The organism is Pseudomonas granadensis (genome assembly GCF_900105485.1).
GTDB classification, from domain to species: domain Bacteria; phylum Pseudomonadota; class Gammaproteobacteria; order Pseudomonadales; family Pseudomonadaceae; genus Aquipseudomonas; species Aquipseudomonas granadensis.
Genome location: NZ_LT629778.1, coordinates 1,146,048 through 1,163,031 on the forward strand (window position 1 = coordinate 1,146,048; position 16,984 = coordinate 1,163,031).

At 58.7% G+C, this 16,984-nt stretch carries 18 protein-coding genes, 1 tRNA gene and 1 pseudogene; 11 read left to right on the forward strand and 9 right to left on the reverse strand.

The window, feature by feature from the left end; translation table 11 throughout:
- Window positions 1-32 precede the first annotated feature (32 nt).
- Window positions 33-650 carry a TPM domain-containing protein gene (locus BLU52_RS05000; protein WP_090282170.1) on the forward strand — a complete coding sequence of 206 codons (618 nt, stop codon included), beginning with the start codon at window positions 33-35 and terminating at the stop codon, window positions 648-650.
- Between the two features lie 284 nt (window positions 651-934).
- Window positions 935-2,161 (forward strand): class I SAM-dependent methyltransferase, encoded by a 1,227-nt coding sequence (locus BLU52_RS05005; protein WP_090282171.1) that lies wholly within the window; start codon window positions 935-937, stop codon window positions 2,159-2,161.
- A gap of 62 nt (window positions 2,162-2,223) precedes the next feature.
- Here BLU52_RS05005 and BLU52_RS05010 read toward each other — a convergent pair whose 3' ends face one another.
- Window positions 2,224-3,129 carry a DMT family transporter gene (locus BLU52_RS05010; protein WP_090282172.1) on the reverse strand — a complete coding sequence of 302 codons (906 nt, stop codon included), beginning with the start codon at window positions 3,127-3,129 and terminating at the stop codon, window positions 2,224-2,226.
- A gap of 232 nt (window positions 3,130-3,361) precedes the next feature.
- Between BLU52_RS05010 and BLU52_RS05015 the strand changes: the two genes are divergently transcribed.
- Window positions 3,362-3,943 (forward strand): DJ-1/PfpI family protein, encoded by a 582-nt coding sequence (locus BLU52_RS05015; RefSeq protein WP_090282173.1) that lies wholly within the window; start codon window positions 3,362-3,364, stop codon window positions 3,941-3,943.
- Between the two features lie 156 nt (window positions 3,944-4,099).
- Window positions 4,100-4,444, forward strand: a complete 345-nt coding sequence (locus BLU52_RS05020; protein ID WP_090282174.1) for a YegP family protein — start codon at window positions 4,100-4,102, stop codon at window positions 4,442-4,444.
- A 162-nt stretch (window positions 4,445-4,606) separates the two neighbouring features.
- Here BLU52_RS05020 and BLU52_RS05025 read toward each other — a convergent pair whose 3' ends face one another.
- Window positions 4,607-5,626, reverse strand: coding sequence for a DUF4917 family protein (locus tag BLU52_RS05025; RefSeq protein WP_090282175.1), 1,020 nt, complete (start codon window positions 5,624-5,626; stop codon window positions 4,607-4,609).
- 154 nt (window positions 5,627-5,780) lie between these two features.
- Between BLU52_RS05025 and yiaY the strand changes: the two genes are divergently transcribed.
- The 5 genes from yiaY (at window position 5,781) to BLU52_RS05050 (ending at window position 9,987) form a co-directional block, all read left to right on the forward strand.
- Entirely contained in the window at window positions 5,781-6,929 is a 1,149-nt protein-coding gene (yiaY, locus tag BLU52_RS05030) for an L-threonine dehydrogenase (protein ID WP_090282176.1), read from the forward strand.
- A 117-nt stretch (window positions 6,930-7,046) separates the two neighbouring features.
- Window positions 7,047-7,772: a PA3715 family protein gene (locus BLU52_RS05035; RefSeq protein ID WP_331716664.1), complete on the forward strand. Its 726-nt coding sequence runs from the start codon at window positions 7,047-7,049 to the stop codon at window positions 7,770-7,772.
- A gap of 38 nt (window positions 7,773-7,810) precedes the next feature.
- Window positions 7,811-8,524: a PA3715 family protein gene (locus BLU52_RS05040; protein WP_090282178.1), complete on the forward strand. Its 714-nt coding sequence runs from the start codon at window positions 7,811-7,813 to the stop codon at window positions 8,522-8,524.
- A gap of 155 nt (window positions 8,525-8,679) precedes the next feature.
- Window positions 8,680-9,318, forward strand: coding sequence for a LysE family translocator (locus tag BLU52_RS05045; protein ID WP_090282179.1), 639 nt, complete (start codon window positions 8,680-8,682; stop codon window positions 9,316-9,318).
- A 165-nt stretch (window positions 9,319-9,483) separates the two neighbouring features.
- Window positions 9,484-9,987, forward strand: a complete 504-nt coding sequence (locus BLU52_RS05050) for a DUF4142 domain-containing protein (protein ID WP_090282180.1) — start codon at window positions 9,484-9,486, stop codon at window positions 9,985-9,987.
- Between the two features lie 119 nt (window positions 9,988-10,106).
- On the opposite strand, the gene BLU52_RS05055 is transcribed toward BLU52_RS05050, so the two are convergent.
- Window positions 10,107-10,517, reverse strand: coding sequence for a low affinity iron permease family protein (locus tag BLU52_RS05055; RefSeq protein WP_090282181.1), 411 nt, complete (start codon window positions 10,515-10,517; stop codon window positions 10,107-10,109).
- Window positions 10,518-10,736: 219 nt separating this feature from the next.
- On the opposite strand from BLU52_RS05055, the gene BLU52_RS05060 reads away from it, so the two are divergent.
- Window positions 10,737-11,822 carry a type I restriction endonuclease gene (locus BLU52_RS05060; RefSeq protein WP_090282182.1) on the forward strand — a complete coding sequence of 362 codons (1,086 nt, stop codon included), beginning with the start codon at window positions 10,737-10,739 and terminating at the stop codon, window positions 11,820-11,822.
- A gap of 121 nt (window positions 11,823-11,943) precedes the next feature.
- A complete protein-coding gene (gene tam, locus BLU52_RS05065) occupies window positions 11,944-12,714 on the forward strand; it encodes a trans-aconitate 2-methyltransferase (RefSeq protein WP_090282183.1) in 771 nt (256 codons plus the stop codon).
- Between the two features lie 73 nt (window positions 12,715-12,787).
- Here tam and BLU52_RS05070 read toward each other — a convergent pair whose 3' ends face one another.
- The 6 genes and pseudogenes from BLU52_RS05070 to BLU52_RS05095 all read right to left on the reverse strand — a co-directional run bounded on the left by BLU52_RS05070 (window position 12,788) and on the right by BLU52_RS05095 (window position 16,983).
- Window positions 12,788-14,047 (reverse strand): type II toxin-antitoxin system HipA family toxin, encoded by a 1,260-nt coding sequence (locus BLU52_RS05070; RefSeq protein WP_090282184.1) that lies wholly within the window; start codon window positions 14,045-14,047, stop codon window positions 12,788-12,790.
- A complete protein-coding gene (locus BLU52_RS05075) occupies window positions 14,040-14,357 on the reverse strand; it encodes a helix-turn-helix transcriptional regulator (RefSeq protein WP_090282185.1) in 318 nt (105 codons plus the stop codon). The genes BLU52_RS05070 and BLU52_RS05075 overlap by 8 nt, the downstream gene beginning before the upstream one ends.
- Window positions 14,358-14,608: 251 nt before the next feature.
- Window positions 14,609-14,682: transfer RNA gene (locus tag BLU52_RS05080), tRNA-Gly, on the reverse strand.
- A gap of 156 nt (window positions 14,683-14,838) precedes the next feature.
- Window positions 14,839-15,723, reverse strand: a complete 885-nt coding sequence (locus BLU52_RS05085; protein ID WP_090282186.1) for an alpha/beta fold hydrolase — start codon at window positions 15,721-15,723, stop codon at window positions 14,839-14,841.
- Window positions 15,724-16,044: 321 nt separating this feature from the next.
- A pseudogene (locus BLU52_RS05090) lies at window positions 16,045-16,731 on the reverse strand (pseudouridine synthase); the annotation flags it as partial.
- Window positions 16,732-16,764: 33 nt separating this feature from the next.
- Complete coding sequence (locus BLU52_RS05095) at window positions 16,765-16,983, reverse strand: cysteine-rich CWC family protein (protein WP_331716673.1); 219 nt, start codon at window positions 16,981-16,983, stop codon at window positions 16,765-16,767.
- Between the last annotated feature and the right edge of the window lies 1 nt (window position 16,984).

The window sequence follows — 16,984 nt, forward strand, 5'->3', positions numbered from 1 at the left end:
CACAGAACAATAACGAGCAGGCATCTTTCGACATGGCATTACTGACTGAACACGAACAACGCAAAGTCGCCGAGGCGATCGCCCGGGTCGAACGCGACACCGACGCTGAACTGGTCACGGTGCTGGCTGCGCGCGCAGACGACTATGCCTACATCCCGCTGCTTTGGGCCAGTCTGCTGGCGCTGGTGCTGCCGGGCGTTGTGCATTACCTGACCGGCTGGCTGACCTTGCGCAGCCTGCTGATGGTGCAGTGGGGCTTGTTCATCGTGCTGTGCCTGCTGTTCCGCCTGCCGAAAATCACCACCCATCTGGTCCCGCGCCGCGTGCGGCACTGGCGCGCCTCGAACCTGGCGCGGCGGCAGTTTCTTGAGCAGAACCTGCACCACACCGTTGGCAGCACCGGCATGCTGATTTTTGTCTGCGAGGCTGAGCGGTATGTGGAAATTCTGGTGGACGAGGGCATTTCGCGGCGACTGGACAATAAGAACTGGGATGTGATTGTTGCGGCGTTTACCGAGCAGGTGCGGCAGGGGCGCACGCTGGAGGGGTTTGTTACCTGTATCGAGGCGTGTGGCGAGTTGTTGAAGGTGCATGTGCCGGTGACGCAGGTGAGGAATGAGTTGCCGAATCGGTTGGTGGTGTTGGGCTGAGATAGTTTGAGATCTTCGGTGGATTCGCCCCTCACCCCAGCCCTCTCCCCTTGGAGAGGGCTGGGGTGAGCTGTTCAAAACCTGAGTTCGACTCGGTATTTCAGGTCGGTGCAGCTCGACAGAACAACGCGGTCGGCCCCCTCTCCCTCCGGGAGAGGGCTGGGGTGAGGGTAGCTTTTAAAGTACTCAAACCAACCGTTCAGCAAATAAGCACGTGTCCCCAATCCCCATCCCCCCTAAAATACCCGCCATTTCCGATTTCGCCCGTCCGAGGCCGCTTTTTCATGTCCGTCACCGCCCCCTCCGCGCCGTCCACAAAGTCTGCGCCCGACCACCACGCCCAATTCATCGAGCTGCTGCAAACCAGCCTCGAACAGAATGGCTTCATCAAACTGGTGCTGGCCAAGTACGTCGGTGACGAGGCGGATCTGCAGCGGGTGATCATCAAACCGGTGACGGTCAAGGCCCAGCCGCACCTGTCCTTCGTCTACCGCTACAAGACCCGCGACATCACCAAGAACCTGCCCCTGGCTGAAGGCGTAGCGGCGATTGCCGGGCTGCTGCCGACCTCGTTCAAGAATGCGCATTTGCTGGCGCTGAGCGACGAAGCCCAGCTGGAATACAGCAAAAAGGGCAAGTCTTCGCTGTTCAAGAGCAAACCTCAGCAATTGCGCGAGGCGCCGTCTGCCGAGCATAACCGTGAGAAAAACCGCTTTCTCGAGTTGAGGCGGCCGTTTCTCCAAGACCTTGGCGTGACCAATGCCCAGCACGAGCTGATCCCGGCGATGTCGCGCAAGTGGAAGCAGATCAACAAGTTCATCGAAGTGTTCAGCCACGCCCTGACCTCGTCACCGCTGGCGCTGGACAAGCCGGTGCGGGTGGCGGATTTCGGCTCGGGCAAGGGCTATCTGACGTTCGCGATCCACGACTACCTGCGCAACACTCTCAAGGCCGAAGGCGAAGTCACCGGCGTTGAACTGCGTGAGGAGATGGTCAATCTGTGCAACACAGCAGCGGCCAAACTCGAGCATCCGGGGTTGGTGTTCAAGTGCGGCGACGTGCGCAGCGTCGCGCCGAGCGAGCTGGACGTGATGATCGCCCTGCATGCCTGCGACGTTGCCACCGATTACGCGATCCACACCGGCATCCGCTCGGGCGCGTCGATCATCATGTGCTCGCCGTGCTGCCACAAGCAGATCCGCCTGCAGATCCAGAGCCCGGCGCTGCTCAAACCGATGCTGCAATACGGTTTGCACCTGGGCCAGCAAGCGGAAATGGTCACCGACAGCCTGCGTGCGCTGTTCCTCGAAGCCTGCGGCTATGAGACCAAAGTGTTCGAGTTCATCTCGCTGGAACACACCAACAAGAACAAGATGATCCTGGCGGTGAAACGCGCCGAGCCGGTCGACCCAGCGCAGCTGTTGGCGAAAATTGAGGAACTGAAAGCGTTCTACCACATCAGCGAACACTGCCTGGAAACCCTGCTGCGCGCCGACGGCTACCTGGCCTGACGCTGACCCTGGAGCGAGCCTGCTCGCGAAAACTGACTGACAGGCGACAATAAAGTCGCTTGCTAAGACCCCTTCGCGAGCAGATTCGCTCCCACATTGGCTCTCACTGCGGTCTTGCGCCCGAGCATCACCGTGGCAATCACGCCGCAGGCAAACACCCAGGTGATCGGCTCGACGTGTTCGCCGAAGAACATCGCAGAAAAAGCGATAGTGAAGAAAATCTGCAGCAACTGGATCTGACTGACCCGGGCGATGCCGCCCATGGCCAGCCCGGCGTACCAGGCGAAAAATCCGAGAAACTGCGAGAACAGCGCAACATACCCAAACGCCCACCAGGCCCTGGCCGACACTGCGCCCTGATGCTGCAACGCCAGGTACACAACCGGCCCGATCAGCAGCGGCGTCGACAGCACCAGCGCCCAGCAGATCACCTGCCAGCCGCCCATCTCTCTGGCCAGGCGGCCGCCCTCGGCGTAACCCAGCCCGCCGACAGCAATCGCGCCGAGCATCAACAAATCCCCGGCCTGAATGCTGCCCGCCCCGGTGTACAAGGCATAACCGAGCACCAGCGCACTGCCCAACGCGGCGCAAGCCCAGAAAGCTTTCGACGGGCGCTCATGGGACAGCCACGCCGCGTACAGCGCCACGCACAGCGGTTGCAAACCATTGACCAGCGCACCGTGGGACGCCGGCAACGTTTGCATGGCCCACGCCGACAACACCGGAAAACCCAGGATCACCCCGGCGATCACCAGGCTCAGGCCTTTGACTTGCTGCCAGCTCGGCCACTTCTCGCGGCGCCACAACAGCAGCAGCGCCGCCGGAATCGCCGCGAACAGCGCACGCCCCAAGCCGTTGAGCAGCGGATGCAGTTCCTGCACCACGATGCGGGTGAAGGGCAGAGTCAGGCTGAAAATCACTACACCGAGCAGGCCGAGGGCCATGCCGGTGTTTTCGCGCGAGGACATGAGGAAGACCGGAATTGAGGGTGGCTGGGAGTCCTCCATCTAGCCATAAACCGCACGCTTCAGGCTGTTACAGACAGACACAAATTGAGGCGTACAGTTTGCCGACGCCATCGCGAGCAGGCTCACTCCTACAGGGGAATGCATTCCAGATGTAGGCGTGAGCCTGCTCGCGATGAACGATGACTCGGTCTACCTTGAATACTCCCGGATCTTTCTCACAGGAGACCTCCCCATGCCCGCCAAAAAAATCCTCATGCTGGTCGGCGATTACGTCGAAGACTACGAAGTAATGGTGCCGTTCCAGGCCCTGCAAATGGTCGGTCACAGCGTGCACGCCGTGTGCCCGGATAAAGCCGCCGGGCAAACCGTGCGCACCGCGATTCATGACTTCGAAGGCGATCAGACCTACAGCGAAAAACCCGGGCATCTGTTTGCCCTGAATTTCGACTTCGCCAAGGTCAGCGAAGCCGATTACGACGCGCTGCTGATCCCCGGCGGGCGCGCGCCGGAGTATCTGCGGCTGAACGAGAAAGTCCTTGAACTGGTGCGCGCCTTCGACAACGCCGGCAAACCGATCGCCGCGGTCTGCCACGGTGCGCAACTGCTGGCGGCGGCGGGCGTGCTCGAAGGACGCGAATGCAGCGCCTACCCGGCCTGTGCGCCGGAAGTGCGGCTGGCCGGCGGTATCTACATCGACATCGCAGTCACCGACGGCCACGTCCAGGGCAATCTGGCCACGGCACCGGCATGGCCCGCGCACCCGAAATGGCTGGCCGGGTTCCTCGGGTTGCTCGGCACCCAAATCATCTTGTAATGAGTGGTCATGCCCGTTCGCAAGCAGGCTCCCACGAGAATGCATTCCAGTGTGGGAGCCAGCCTGCTGGCGATGGGGCCGCAACAGGCGACAGATAGCTCGCGCTGGTCTTTACTTTGAAGCGCACTCTGCCTAACTCGCCAAGGAGCAATACGCATGTCCGGATGGTACGAAGTCAGCAAGAGCAGCAACGGCCAATTCAGGTTCGTGCTCAAAGCGGCGAATGCCGAAACGATTCTGACCAGCGAGCTGTACACCACACGCGCCGACGCCGACGGTGGCATCGCCGCCGTGCAGAGCAACAGCGCGGTGGACGAGCGCTACGAAAAAAAGTCGACCAAGGACGGCCATCCCTATTTCAATCTGAAAGCGGCCAACCATCAGGTCATCGGCAGCAGCGAGGCGTACTCCTCGGACGCCGCTTGCGATAAAGGCATCGCCAGCGTCAAAAGCAACGGCGCGACCAGGGTGATCAAGGACAAGACCTTGCCGGTCCTCTGAACACACCACCTTCCCTGGAGCGAGCCTGCCCGCGATGAGGCCATCGGCTTCGATAGAGATGCCGAACAATAGACCGCTATCGCGAGCAGGCTCACTCCTACAGTTGAAATGCGATCCCCTGTTGGAGCGAGCCTGCTCGCGAAGGCGTCAGTTCGGCTTACATCAAACCTCGACCGGCACCGACAATTTCGGATTGCCCAGCGCATGGCTCTTGGCATCAAAGAACCGCAACTCGACCCCGGTGCCGTCGAACACCCTGGTGTAATGGCGCTTCTGATGCTGGACGAACGCCGCACTGCGCGGGTAAATCGAGATCGCCACGCTTGTCGGTTTCGCCAGGCGCAGCGCGCGGATGATGTGCGCATCCTGTTCGCCCAAGGCATGGCCGAAGATGCACAGGCTGCCGTCGTGTCCCAATAACTGCTGATAACAGAACGACAGATAATCCGAGCTGCGGATGGTCTTTAGCTTGTCCGCGCTTGGCCCTTCGCTGACGAACAGCGGCACGTCATCAAGGGTTTTCAGGGTGTTGTTGATGGCGAAACTGCCGAGCAGCGTGCCCTCGGTCGAGGTCAGTTTGCGCGCCGTGCCGTCCTGGTTACGCACCAGATGCAGACCGCCGTGCAAGTACAGCAAGCGCGGTTTGTCAGTGGTGCTTTCGCTCAGGTCGAAACTGGCGTTCGGGCCGTTGAACAGATCGTCGATCACTGTGCTGTCGTGTTGCAGCGCCCAGTAGTTGAGCAGGTCGTAATTGGTGGTGAACACCGTGCGATAGCGCGCCAGTTCTTCACTCAGCGTCGCCAGCGTTGACGGCTGCACCAGCCGCCACGGGATGTGCATGGCGTGCACGGTGTTGATCAGCGCTTCCTTGATCGCGTAGTAGCGATTGCGCGGCGCCGCCGAGCTGACGGCTAGCGCCTTGTTGACCCGGCTGGTGGTTTTCAGTGCGCCGAGTACCTGCTCGAAGCTGCGCGTTTGCAGCGCATCGAACACCGCCAGCTCCGAGGCGCTCAAAGGTTTTTCTTCCACGGTGCGGGCATTTTCGAACAGCGAGTCGTAGCCGAAGTCGTCCCATACCGCGCGGCTGGCGCCATTGCCCACCAGCAAACCGTTGAAATCGGTCGCGGCGCGCAGAGCGTTCCAGTCTTCGAGGGTGGCGTCGACATTCAGAAAATCAGTCATTGCGCAGGCGTCTCAAAACAAAGGGGCAGATGGGCGGCGACTTTATCACGAGCGGGCATTGAGCCAGATCAACATCCGTCGTGACCGATCGGTCGATCCTGTGTGCATCCGCCGGAGCGCAGCGCTCGAGCCGGCCCTAGTCAGGAGACACACGATGAGCAGCACCTTCTTCATTCCGGCGGTCAACATCATGGGCAGCGGCTGCCTCGACGAAGCCATGGACGCGATCCGCAACTATGGCTTTGGCAAGGCGTTGATCGTCACCGACAGCGGTTTGGCCAAGGCTGGCGTCGCCACTCTGGTGGCCGAGAAACTGGCGATGCAGGACATCGACTCAGTGATTTTCGACGGCGCCAAACCCAACCCGAGCATCGCCAATGTCGAGGCCGGGCTGGCGCTGTTGCAGGACAGCGGCTGCGATTTCATCGTCTCGCTGGGCGGCGGTTCGCCCCACGACTGCGCCAAAGGCATCGCTCTCTGCGCAACCAATGGCGGGCACATTCGCGACTACGAAGGCGTCGATCGATCGCAAAAGCCGCAACTGCCGCTGGTCGCGATCAACACCACCGCCGGCACCGCCAGCGAGATGACCCGGTTCTGCATCATCACCGACGAATCGCGCCACGTGAAAATGGCCATCGTCGACCGCAACGTCACGCCGCTGTTGTCGGTCAACGACCCGCAACTGATGGTCGCCATGCCCAAAGGCCTGACCGCGGCAACCGGCATGGACGCGCTGACCCACGCCATCGAAGCTTATGTCTCGACCGCCGCCAACCCGATCACCGATGCCTGCGCACTCAAAGCCATGACCCTGATCAGCAACAACCTGCGCCTGGCCGTGCGCGACGGTAGCGACCTCGCCGCACGGGAAAACATGGCCTATGCGCAATTTCTCGCCGGCATGGCCTTCAACAATGCCTCGCTGGGGTTCGTCCATGCGATGGCGCACCAGTTGGGCGGCTTCTATGATTTGCCCCACGGTGTTTGCAACGCAGTGTTGCTGCCTCATGTGCAGGCGTTCAATGCGCAGGTGTGTGCTGAGCGACTGAGAGACGTCGCCCATGCGATGGGCGCAGACATTCGCGGCTTCAGCGCGGAGCAGGGCGCGCAAGCCGCGATCAACGCGATCCGTAGCCTGGCCAGGGACGTCGAGATTCCCGGCGGCCTGCGCGAGCTGGGCGCCAAACTCAGCGACATTCCGCTGCTCGCCGCCAACGCCTTGAAGGACGCTTGCGGATTGACCAATCCACGGGCGGCGGATCAGCGCCAGATCGAGGAGATCTTTCGCAACGCTTTCTGAGAACGGTACAGCAGCGACTGTTTACGTAATGGCAATTTGGTCTGCTTTTGTTGAATCGTCCGGTTCAGAAGGGGATAGTGCGCGACTGGAAATGTCATCAGGGAGCGGGAAGTGACAATGAAGTCCATGTGGATCAGCGCAGCAGCGTTCGGCGGGTGGTTGATGGCTGGCCAGGCTTGGTCTGATTGCACGCCTCCTGCCGTCAGCGGGGATGCGGATTTTTCTGTATGCAAGGACTGGCCGGCTCATCCGGGGCAGTCCATCAGCGCCAAAGCCACGTTTGAGCGCGCAGCCGGCCCTGATGGGGGGACGAGCGGCTTTTATGATCTCGACCTGTCTATTGCGCAGGACGTGCAAGCCGGGCCGATCGCGACCTTTCACCAGGACAGCGCCTTCGAATCAAACGGCGTCGCTTTGCACGAGCTGACGCTGGATACCGCTCGCTATTCGGTCGCTCCCGATATCCGCGCCTTTGGTGTTCGCAGCCGTTTTACCAATAGCTCTCGACTCAATCCATTGGATGAGACACAGCTCACCCTCTACGTCAGAGAAGGTGAAACGCTGCGCCCTGTGCTGCAGCAGTTATTGGTCTATCAGTATGGCGGCGAATGGGACGGAAATTGCGAGGGCGAGCGCAGTGAAATTACCCGAACCGTTGAGATCGCCAAAACCAGCTCCCATGGCTACGCGGACCTTATCGTGAGAACGAGGGAAACAGGTACTTCAAGTGTGGGCAAGGGCGACGCTTGCAAAGATAAGATCACCGAGTCCAAACCCGTTTCGACAACCTTGCGTTATGACGGCAAGTCTTACGTTGTGCCACAAGGTCTCAAAGGTCTGTAATCGACCTGCATTCACACGACTGTCATCAAGGAAGAACCATGCTCCCACCCACCAGATTGCTGATTGCCATTGGTTTTCTCGCCTGTGCCTTCCAGGCCCAGGCCGCTTGCGACATCAAGGCCTTCGACGGCAAGTCCCTGTCACGCTGCAAGGTCTGGCCTGCGGTGCAGAACCAGGCGATTGCGGTGACCTCGACGTATCTGGCCGACCCCGGTGACGAGGAGGCCGGTGTGTTCGATCTGGATCTGGCAATCGTCGATGCGAGCAGCGCCAAACCCATCGCCACCTACCGTAAACCAGGGGCGTACAACTCCGATGCCGTGCGCTTTGACGACCTGCGGATCGACACGGCCCGGTATCGACTGGCGCCGGAGACTCGGGCTTTTGGCTTGCGATCGAGGTTTTCGCACAGCTCCCAGGCCAACCCCTACGAAAAAACCGATCTGGCCCTGTATGTGCGCGAAGGCAATGCGCTGCGCCCGGTGCTGGAGGGGTTGGTGATTGCCAAGAGCAACGGTGAGTTCGTAGATTGCGAAGGCTACGAGAAGAAGATTCGCCGTAGCGTCGAAGTGGGCCCCACCAGCCACCATGGTCTGGCCGACCTCATCGTCACCACCCGTGGCAGCAAGACGAAAAACACCCGGTCAGGTCAGCAATGTGTATCCAGCGTGACCCAACTGAAACAGACCCGTATCACACTGACTTACGACGGCGAGCAATATGTCGTCCCCGAGGACTACAGGGGTTATTGATGCATGCTCTCCAACCGGTCGGCGACGTCGCTGCACGCTTGGCGGCGTGCCGACAAAAGCCCTGAGCCGGCATCGGTTTTCACGACGAGTCGTGATCTCGCCCAAGCGGCTGATATAGACTGGCCGCCACGTGTTCTGGCGCTTGCAGGTTCCCCATGACTCCATCGTTGCTTATGGCCGTGCTGGCCTCGGGTTTCATCTATGGCATTACCCCAGGGCCCGGCGTGCTGGCGGTGTTTGGCATCGGTGCGGCGCATGGGCGGCGGGCCGGGGCGGGGTTTTTGTGTGGGCATTTGCTCGGTGATGTGGTCTGGTGCAGCACGGCGTTGATCGCGATTGTCGGCGCCCGTGAAATCGGCAGCACGGCGTTCGATGTGCTCGGTGTGCTTAGCGCGCTGTATCTGTTCTGGCTCGGCTGGCGTGCGGTGCGTGCGCAACGGCGCAATGGCGACGAAGCGCAAGGCGCCGCGCGTCAGCCGTTCTGGCACGGCATTGTCTTCGGTCTGACCAATCCCAAGGCCTACCCGGTGGCCGTGGCGACGTTCACTGCGCTGCTGTCGAGCCGCGCCGAACTGCTCAACTGGTCGATGCTGCCGGCGCTGATTGCCCTGAGTTTCGTTGGCGGCGCGCTGGCTTACGCGATTCTGGTGGGCGTGGTCGGCGCCCATCGCGTGCGCAAGGTTTATCAGCGTCACGAACTGTTGATCACTCGCCTGTGCGGGGTGATGTTCATCGGTTTCGCCATCAACGCGCTGATGCATGCGCTGCCGGGTTTGATGCCGAACAAGGGTTGATGCGGGATCTGCCGGACGCACCGTTCGTCGTGCCTGGGCCAGTTTTTCTAAACCTTTGACCGTTAAAACATTCCTAACTGAGGCGGACGTTTGTCCGCCACGTGTATTTAAGCAGCGGGCGAATCACTGCCCGCTTGAGTATTTTCAACGAAGGAGGGCGCGACCATGAGCCGGATGGCCACCCGTTTACGTACCGTCAGTTTTGCAACCCTGCTGGGCCTGTGCGCCAGCAGTGCGTTCGCCCAGTCGCCTGCCGAATTCATCAATGATGCTTCCGCCAAAGGCATGGCCGACATCGAAGCCAGCCGTCAGGCCCACGGCAAGACCGAATCCAAAGAGGTCAAGGATTACACCATCGTCGTCATCAACGACCGCACCACGGCCAACCAGCACCTGGCGAAAATCGCCAGGAAGCTCGACTTGCCGGTCGCGCCCCGCGAAGAGCTCGCCGACAAGGCCAAGGAATTGATGCCGGAAGTGAAGGATGGCGCGACCTTCGAGCAGGCCTACGCGGCCAGTCAGGTCAAAGCCACCGAAGAAGCCATCACCCAGATCCAGCAACAGGCACAGACCACCGACGTGCCGGAAATCAAAGCGTTTGCCGATGAGACTTTGCCAAAACTGCAAAGCCACCTGGAGAAGGCCCGGGCTCTACAGGCCAGTCGCTAAATTCTCAAGCTGATCCCAGCATCCCCAAACCTTCGCAGCGCCTGCTTGATGCAGGCACTGCCGAAGGTTTTTTTACGCCTGCGACGCGTCCCGTGTGGAAGGGGTTATATGCAGATTGCTCAGCACTCATTCAAATCCTGCTTTGGCTTGCTCTTGTCACCGAGCCCCTCAAGCTCGAACACTTGGTTCTCCCCCAGCGAGCGATAGTGCTTGCGCAATTCCTCCAGTTGCTTGAGGTCCAGCGCTTCCAGCCCGAGCATTGCGTTCTGCGCTTCCTTGTTGACCCGCAGCAGCTCATCGAGCTTTAGGTGCAGGATGTCGGTGTCACGGTTTTGCGTGTTCTGGATCAGGAAAACCATCAGGAACGTGATGATCGTGGTCGAGGTGTTGATGATCAGTTGCCAGGTATCGTTGTAACCAAAAATCGGTCCGCTCAAACCCCATAACCCGATCAGAATCAATGCGCCCATAAAGGTCTTCGGGCTACCGGCCCACAGGGCCAGTTTTTGGGCGATTTTTGCAAATTTCATGATGGAAGTCCTTTTGTTGGGAGCTTGAAATTCAGACACCGGCGTTGCGCTGAAAATTCTGTTTACAACTTCTCCCATGCACTTGATGCCTCGTCAGGACTCGCCAATTCAGTTCGTTTATTAGCTGGCCTTTCATTGTGGAGGTTTGGGTCTAGTATCAAATGGCAGTCAAACTGCCATCAGCTTGTTCCACGGATCGAAACCCGCAAGAGGCCACTCATGGAATTCTTCGAAAAGTTAGCCAGCCTAGCCGCCAAAGTCCGCTTGCAGAGCGCAGCTATCCAGACGGAAGAGGCGACGAAAAATGCGTTCGTCATGCCCTTTATCAGTACGGTTCTGGGTTACGACGTTTTTGATCCGACCGAAGTGACGCCCGAATTCGTCTGCGATATCGGCACCAAGAAGGGCGAAAAGATCGACTACGCGATCATGAAAGAGGGTGAGGTGCAGATTCTGATTGAGTGCAAAAAAATCGGTGAGTCGTTGCATATCAATCATGCCTCACAGTTGTTCCGCTATTTCCATGTCACCAGTGCTCGAATCTCCATCCTCACCAACGGCCAGGTCTATAAATTCTTCACCGATCTGGATGCGCCGAACAAAATGGATGAGAAACCGTTCCTTGAATTGGATCTGTTGGACATTGATGAATATTCAGTCCCCGAGTTGGTGAAACTGACCAAGTCGGCCTTTGACGTTGATTCCATCATCAATGCAGCGGGTGAGTTGAAATATGTCAGCCAAATCAAAAAGGTTCTCGCCGCGCAGGTCAGCAAGCCAGATGATGACTTTGTAAAGGTATTCGCTTCCCGGGTTTATGACGGCGTGATCACGCAGAAAGTGCGAGATCAGTTTCACGAATTGACCAGAAAAGCTGTCGTGCAATTCTTGAATGACCAGATCAATGATCGGCTCAAATCGGCCATGAGCGGCGCTATTCAGCCCGCGCTGGCGTCCTTGCCTTCGGTTCCTGTCGGAACTGATCCGGTAGATCCGCGCGATGAGTCGGATGACAAAGTTCTGACAACCTTGGAAGAATTGGAGGGTTACCACATCGTTCGAGCGCTGGTCCGATCAGTCGTTGATGCCAAGCGCATTGTTCAGCGCGATACGCAGAGCTATTTCGGTATTTTGCTGGATGACAACAATCGCAAACCGATCTGCCGTTTGCATTTCAATCGGTCCCAAAAGTATCTCGGCATATTCGATGAAGAAAAAAACGAAACGCGTCATGCGATCAATTCGGTGGATGACATCTATGAGTTCTCTGATCACCTGAAAAAAACTGTCGGCTATTACGATTGATGGAGAGTCGCTCTGCGGCTTGTCGTTTAGTCGGACATCTCTTGCAACGTTCGCACTGGAATTGCATTTCACGCTGCCTGTATCGTGAAAAGCAATTTGAACACACCGCCAGGAGAACGCAATGAGCTGGTCTGCCAAGCAATACGTCGCTTTCGAAGATGAACGCACCCGCCCGGCCCGTGATCTGCTGGCGGCGATTCCCACGGCTGATGCGCGAACCGTGGTCGATATCGGTTGCGGTCCCGGTAACTCCACGGAGTTGCTGGTGCAGCGGTTTCCTGCAGCCAAGGTCAGTGGGCTCGATAGCTCGGCGGACATGATCGATGCGGCACGCCAGCGCTTGCCGCAGTTGCAGTTCGAGGTGGCCGAGATTGATCAATGGGCGGAGGCAGGTCCGTTCGATGTGATCTTCGCCAACGCCGTGCTGCAATGGGTACCGGATCACGCGACGTTGCTGCCTGCGCTGGCAAGCAAGCTGTCAGCGGGTGGCAGTATGGCGATCCAGATGCCCGACAACCTCAACGAACCCTCACATCGACTGATGCGCGAAGTCGCCACCAATGGCCCGTGGGCGAGCAGGCTCACTGGCGCGGCAGAGCAACGTACCGACATGGCCAGCGCCAGCCAGTACTTTTCAATGCTGCGTCCGTACTGTGCGCGGGTCGATGTGTGGCGTACGACTTATCACCATCAGTTGTCTGGCGGGGCGGCCGGCGTCGTGGAGTGGTTCAAGGGGAGCGGGTTGATTCCGTTTCTGAGCCCGTTGACCGAAGAGGAACGGGCGCAGTATCTGCAGCAATATCTGGCAGCGGTTGAAGAGGCTTATCCAGCATTGGCCGACGGCTCGGTGCTGTTGCCGTTTCCACGCTTGTTCATTGTTGCGACCCGCTGAAACACCCCCTCAGCAGGCTCGTTTTTATGTCCTGCATGCAGGCTCAGTTTGCTGGCCGGAGGAATCGGCCGGTTCAACGAAGGAGGGCGATGTTGGTATCGATCCTGCCCTGGATGACTTGCAAAGTCTCCGGGGTTATCTCGTTAGGAAGCAGCTCGGCAGCGATTGCCGAAAACCGGCTGGCAACGGCGCATATTCGATCTATCGCATCCTCCGCTTTATCGATTGATATTTCCGCTTCCTGCGAAAGCCTCAGGATCTCTTTGCGGCCAATTTCCAAAGCTTCACCCATGACATCCATTTGGTGATAACCGCCGGGCCCTTCGCAAAAGGTCACGTCGAAGGCAGGTGACAACTTCCACTCGCCGGAAGACGCCATGAGATAGGCAAAATTCTTCGGATGATCATCCCGGTTGTTGAACGCGACGTTGAATACCGCTCGTTCGAAGGCCAGCGCTTTCTCGCGCACGTCATTAGTGCAGTAATGGGTAGCGCGGAGAAAATTCACGTAATCCAATGCGCCAGGGGAACGAAAGTCGGCTCCCGTCAAGGCTGCCAAGCTCTGCATGGGGATGCGCAGACCGTCTTGTCGGTCGAAGCGTCTGCTGGCGAAAGCGGCCATTCCATCAGGCAGGCGGAAGTGCTGGCTGTCAGGCGTCTCGATGCCACACAAACGCAGGCATTCTGAATAGGCCATTTCGACTGCGCAGACTTCGGGATGCTCGCCCTGACCGGGGAATTTCACCAGCCAGGCTTCGAATCCAGAAACAGCCGCCGTGGTAAATGTCCCGGTTTCGCGATCGCGATAGATCAACGCCTTGGGTCTGGCACCTTGCGGCGAGCCACCCACCAACAATAATTTCTGCAGCAACTGGGCACCGTCGCCGTCGAGCACTTCGCGTACTTCAGCCGCCAGCAGCTCAATCGAGTCATGGGTGGCCGGTACCATTAACTCAGGAGCGACAGGCTCGAACGACATGGCGCCCATCGCGTTCGCGCCGACATAGGCCAAACGCTCCAGGGGGCCGATGCGTGCGGCATTGAGGCCGCGACGCTTGAACAAGCGATCCATCAGAAGCATGCCCCAACCATCCGGCAACGCGTCATAGACCGGGCCGGGGAGACCCATTTGATGCGATGGAAAATCTCGCCTCAGCTTCCCACCCGCTAACGGCAGGCGAAGCGAGGACAGTTCCAGGCCTTTTGTCTTCGCCTCATCGCTGTACTCAAACACGATCAGCGGGCGCCCGTTCAAGGCTGTAGTAGAAACAAGCGAGCCCCAAAGCCAGCGCTCACCCCAACCCTCGTAATAAACGTCCACTTTCTCAAGCATTGTCAGGTTTCCTTTTGATGCGCTGACGCTTGGCGCTGTTTTCGTAACGCAGGATATCGTCCAGGGTTTCGATCTTGGGCTGGAACAAGTCTTCGAGTTCTTTTCCTCGGCCAAGCACCATCGCAACGCGCACCAGATTCTCGAACCCGACGTTGCGTCCAGACTCCAGATTGGACACGGTGTTGATTCCGATACCGGCCCGTGCGGCCACATCAGCCTGGGTCATTTCCAGAGCGAGCCGTTCTATACGAAGCCGACCGCATAGGCGTTTGACGATTTCGGCGGGCGTGCTGAGATTAAGCTCCAGCATGGCGAGGTCTCTCGATGACGTCTGATTTCTGAAGTGTAGCGTAAATCCCTTTTAACGGATTTTATCCGGTAATAAACGGTATAAAACACAGAATAATGGATTTATATGAAGCAGGATGTTTCGCCGAGATTGAGGGGGATTCTTGAAAGTGTCTTCACCAAATCCCGGACACAAAAAAACCGGCCCCTGTAGGCCGGTTTTTTCATTCCTGCGTCCCCCGTCAAAAAGCATGACGTGAGACAAGATTCGGTTGGAGCGGGTAGAGGGAATCGAACCCTCATCTAAAGCTTGGGAAGCTTTCGTTCTACCACTAAACTATACCCGCTCAGAGCGGCTGACTTTGTACCAGACTCGGCCACGGATTTGAAGTTTTCTTTTCTTTTCAGCGGCTTTTTACGTAGAAACCGGTCAGTCGCGAGCAAGGGCTGCAAAGGTCAGACGAACGCCTCCCGCCTGCAGCCTTGCCCGCGCTGACGTCCTTTCAAATAGCCAATGCATGTTGGCCCTGCACATACGAGTAACGCGTTCGGCTGGTCTGCTGCGCCGGTTTCAGAAAGCCGAGCAAGGCGTTCTGGCTGTCGCGGCACGCGGCTTTGTGTTCCATGTCGAGAAAATGCCCGGTGGCTTGCAAGGTGGTGAACGTGCTCTGCGCCACATGGTTGCCGAACAGGCGTGCGTCTTCGGCGGCGGTGTATTCGTCCCATTCGCCGTTCAGAAACAGCACCGGGACGGTGATCTTCTTCGCTGCGTTCAAGTAGCACTGGCGGTCGCTGTGCAGCACATCGTTGATGTGGAAATGCATCTGCCCGTATTCATGCTCGGCCAGGCTGCTGACGTGGCGATAATTGAAGCGCTTGAACAGCGACGGCAAATGTTTGCCGATGGTGTTGTTGACCAGATGGCCGACGCGGTCGCGATCCAGATTGCCGAGGTAATCGACGCCGCGCTCAAGGTAATCGAGCATGTGTGCGTTGATCACCGGCGAGAACGAGCTGATCACGGCCCTTTCGATGCGTCGTGGCTGCTGGGCGAGGGCGACCAGCGTGGCGGCACCGCCCCATGAAAACGACAGCACGTGTTCGGCGGCAAAGTGGTCGATCAGCTCCAGCAGGATCTGCCCTTCGACTTCCTTGGTCAGATGTTTCTCATGGCGGTTGTGGGCTTTCGAGCGACCGGCGTAGGGCTGGTCGTAGCAGACCACGTTGAATTGCGGGTGCAGGTTTTTCACCGTCTGGGCAAACGACGCAGTCGTGGCCATCGAGCCGTTGACCAGGATGATGGTCTTTTCTGCGGCGTCTGCGCGATAGAACTCCGTGTAAACCCGATACTGACCCTGTATATCCAGCACAGCGATTTCTGGCCTCATGTCGTAAGACTCCTGGCAAGCAAGCGGGTATGCGCGCAACGAAGATTGCACGAGCTTTGTGACAGGTAGGCATACGCCTGGAATGTGTGGGCCCATGTCGATCCGGTAAGGCAGGTCGACGGGTATTGTTATTGGCGGGCAGTCTGCCGGTTGCAGTGCAGCCCCGCGGGCTTGCGACCGACAAAAAGTTTCTTGGAAGTATGGGGTGACTCATCGGTCACATTTCGGCCGACGACCTGATTCAAGCAGGGGAGTCTGAATCGCGCAAGTGCCGTTGGTAAATTGTTCGACAACTTCGGCTGGGCGGTCGCAGGCCTGGAACAAATGAATCTCTTCGGTGCGCAAAGCGCGGTACTCGCCCGGTTTTAGCGCGCTGTCCAGGGCCAGTTCGCCCATCGATTCGCGGTGCAGGCGCAGGACCTTGTTGTTGAAAAAACCAAACATGCGCTTCACCTGATGATAGCGGCCCTCGACAATGCTCAGCCGCGCCGAATGCGGCCCGAGCAGTTGCAGGTGTGCCGGTTGCGTGGTCAGGTTTTCAAAGGCGAAATAGATGCCCTCGGCAAAGGTCGGCGCGTAGCGTGCGTCAATCTCTTGCTCGGTTTCGACGTAATAGACTTTTGGCAGCTTGGTTTGCGGTTGGGTCAGGCGCCGCGACCAGGCGCCGTCGTTGGTGATCAGTATCAGCCCGGTGGTGTTGAAGTCCAGGCGCCCGGCGATGTGCAAGTCGGCCTTGTCCGGTTCGTCGAGCAAGTCGAGCACGGTCGGGTGTTGCGGGTCGCGGGTGGCGCTGACGCAGCCCGGTGGCTTGTGCAGCATGAAGTAGCGCGCCGGTTTACCGCGTTGCAGGATTTCGTCGTCGACTTCGATGCGGCTGAATTCCAGCACCTCGCTGTGCGGGTCGCTAACGACTTTTCCGTCAACACGCACGCGCTTTTCCACCAGCAACAGGCGAACCTGCTGACGGTTATAGCGGGGCAGGTTACTGAGGAAACGGTCGACGCGCATGGTCAGTATTCAACTGATAAACGGCCGCGCATCTTACGGGATCGGGCGCCGGCCTGCTTGCAGTTGCGCCTCGACCTGCGCGCAACGTGGACACAGGCAGGACTGGTTGCGCAGCGCTGGCGGCAATGCCTCGAGCACCGCCGGGTCGATCGTCACGCCGTAGCACCAGCATGCGCGGTCGGCCGTGCGCGGGTCAGCCAGGCTGCAGTCGTTACGGGCGCCGCAGGCCGGGCAATGGTCGGGTTTTGCAATA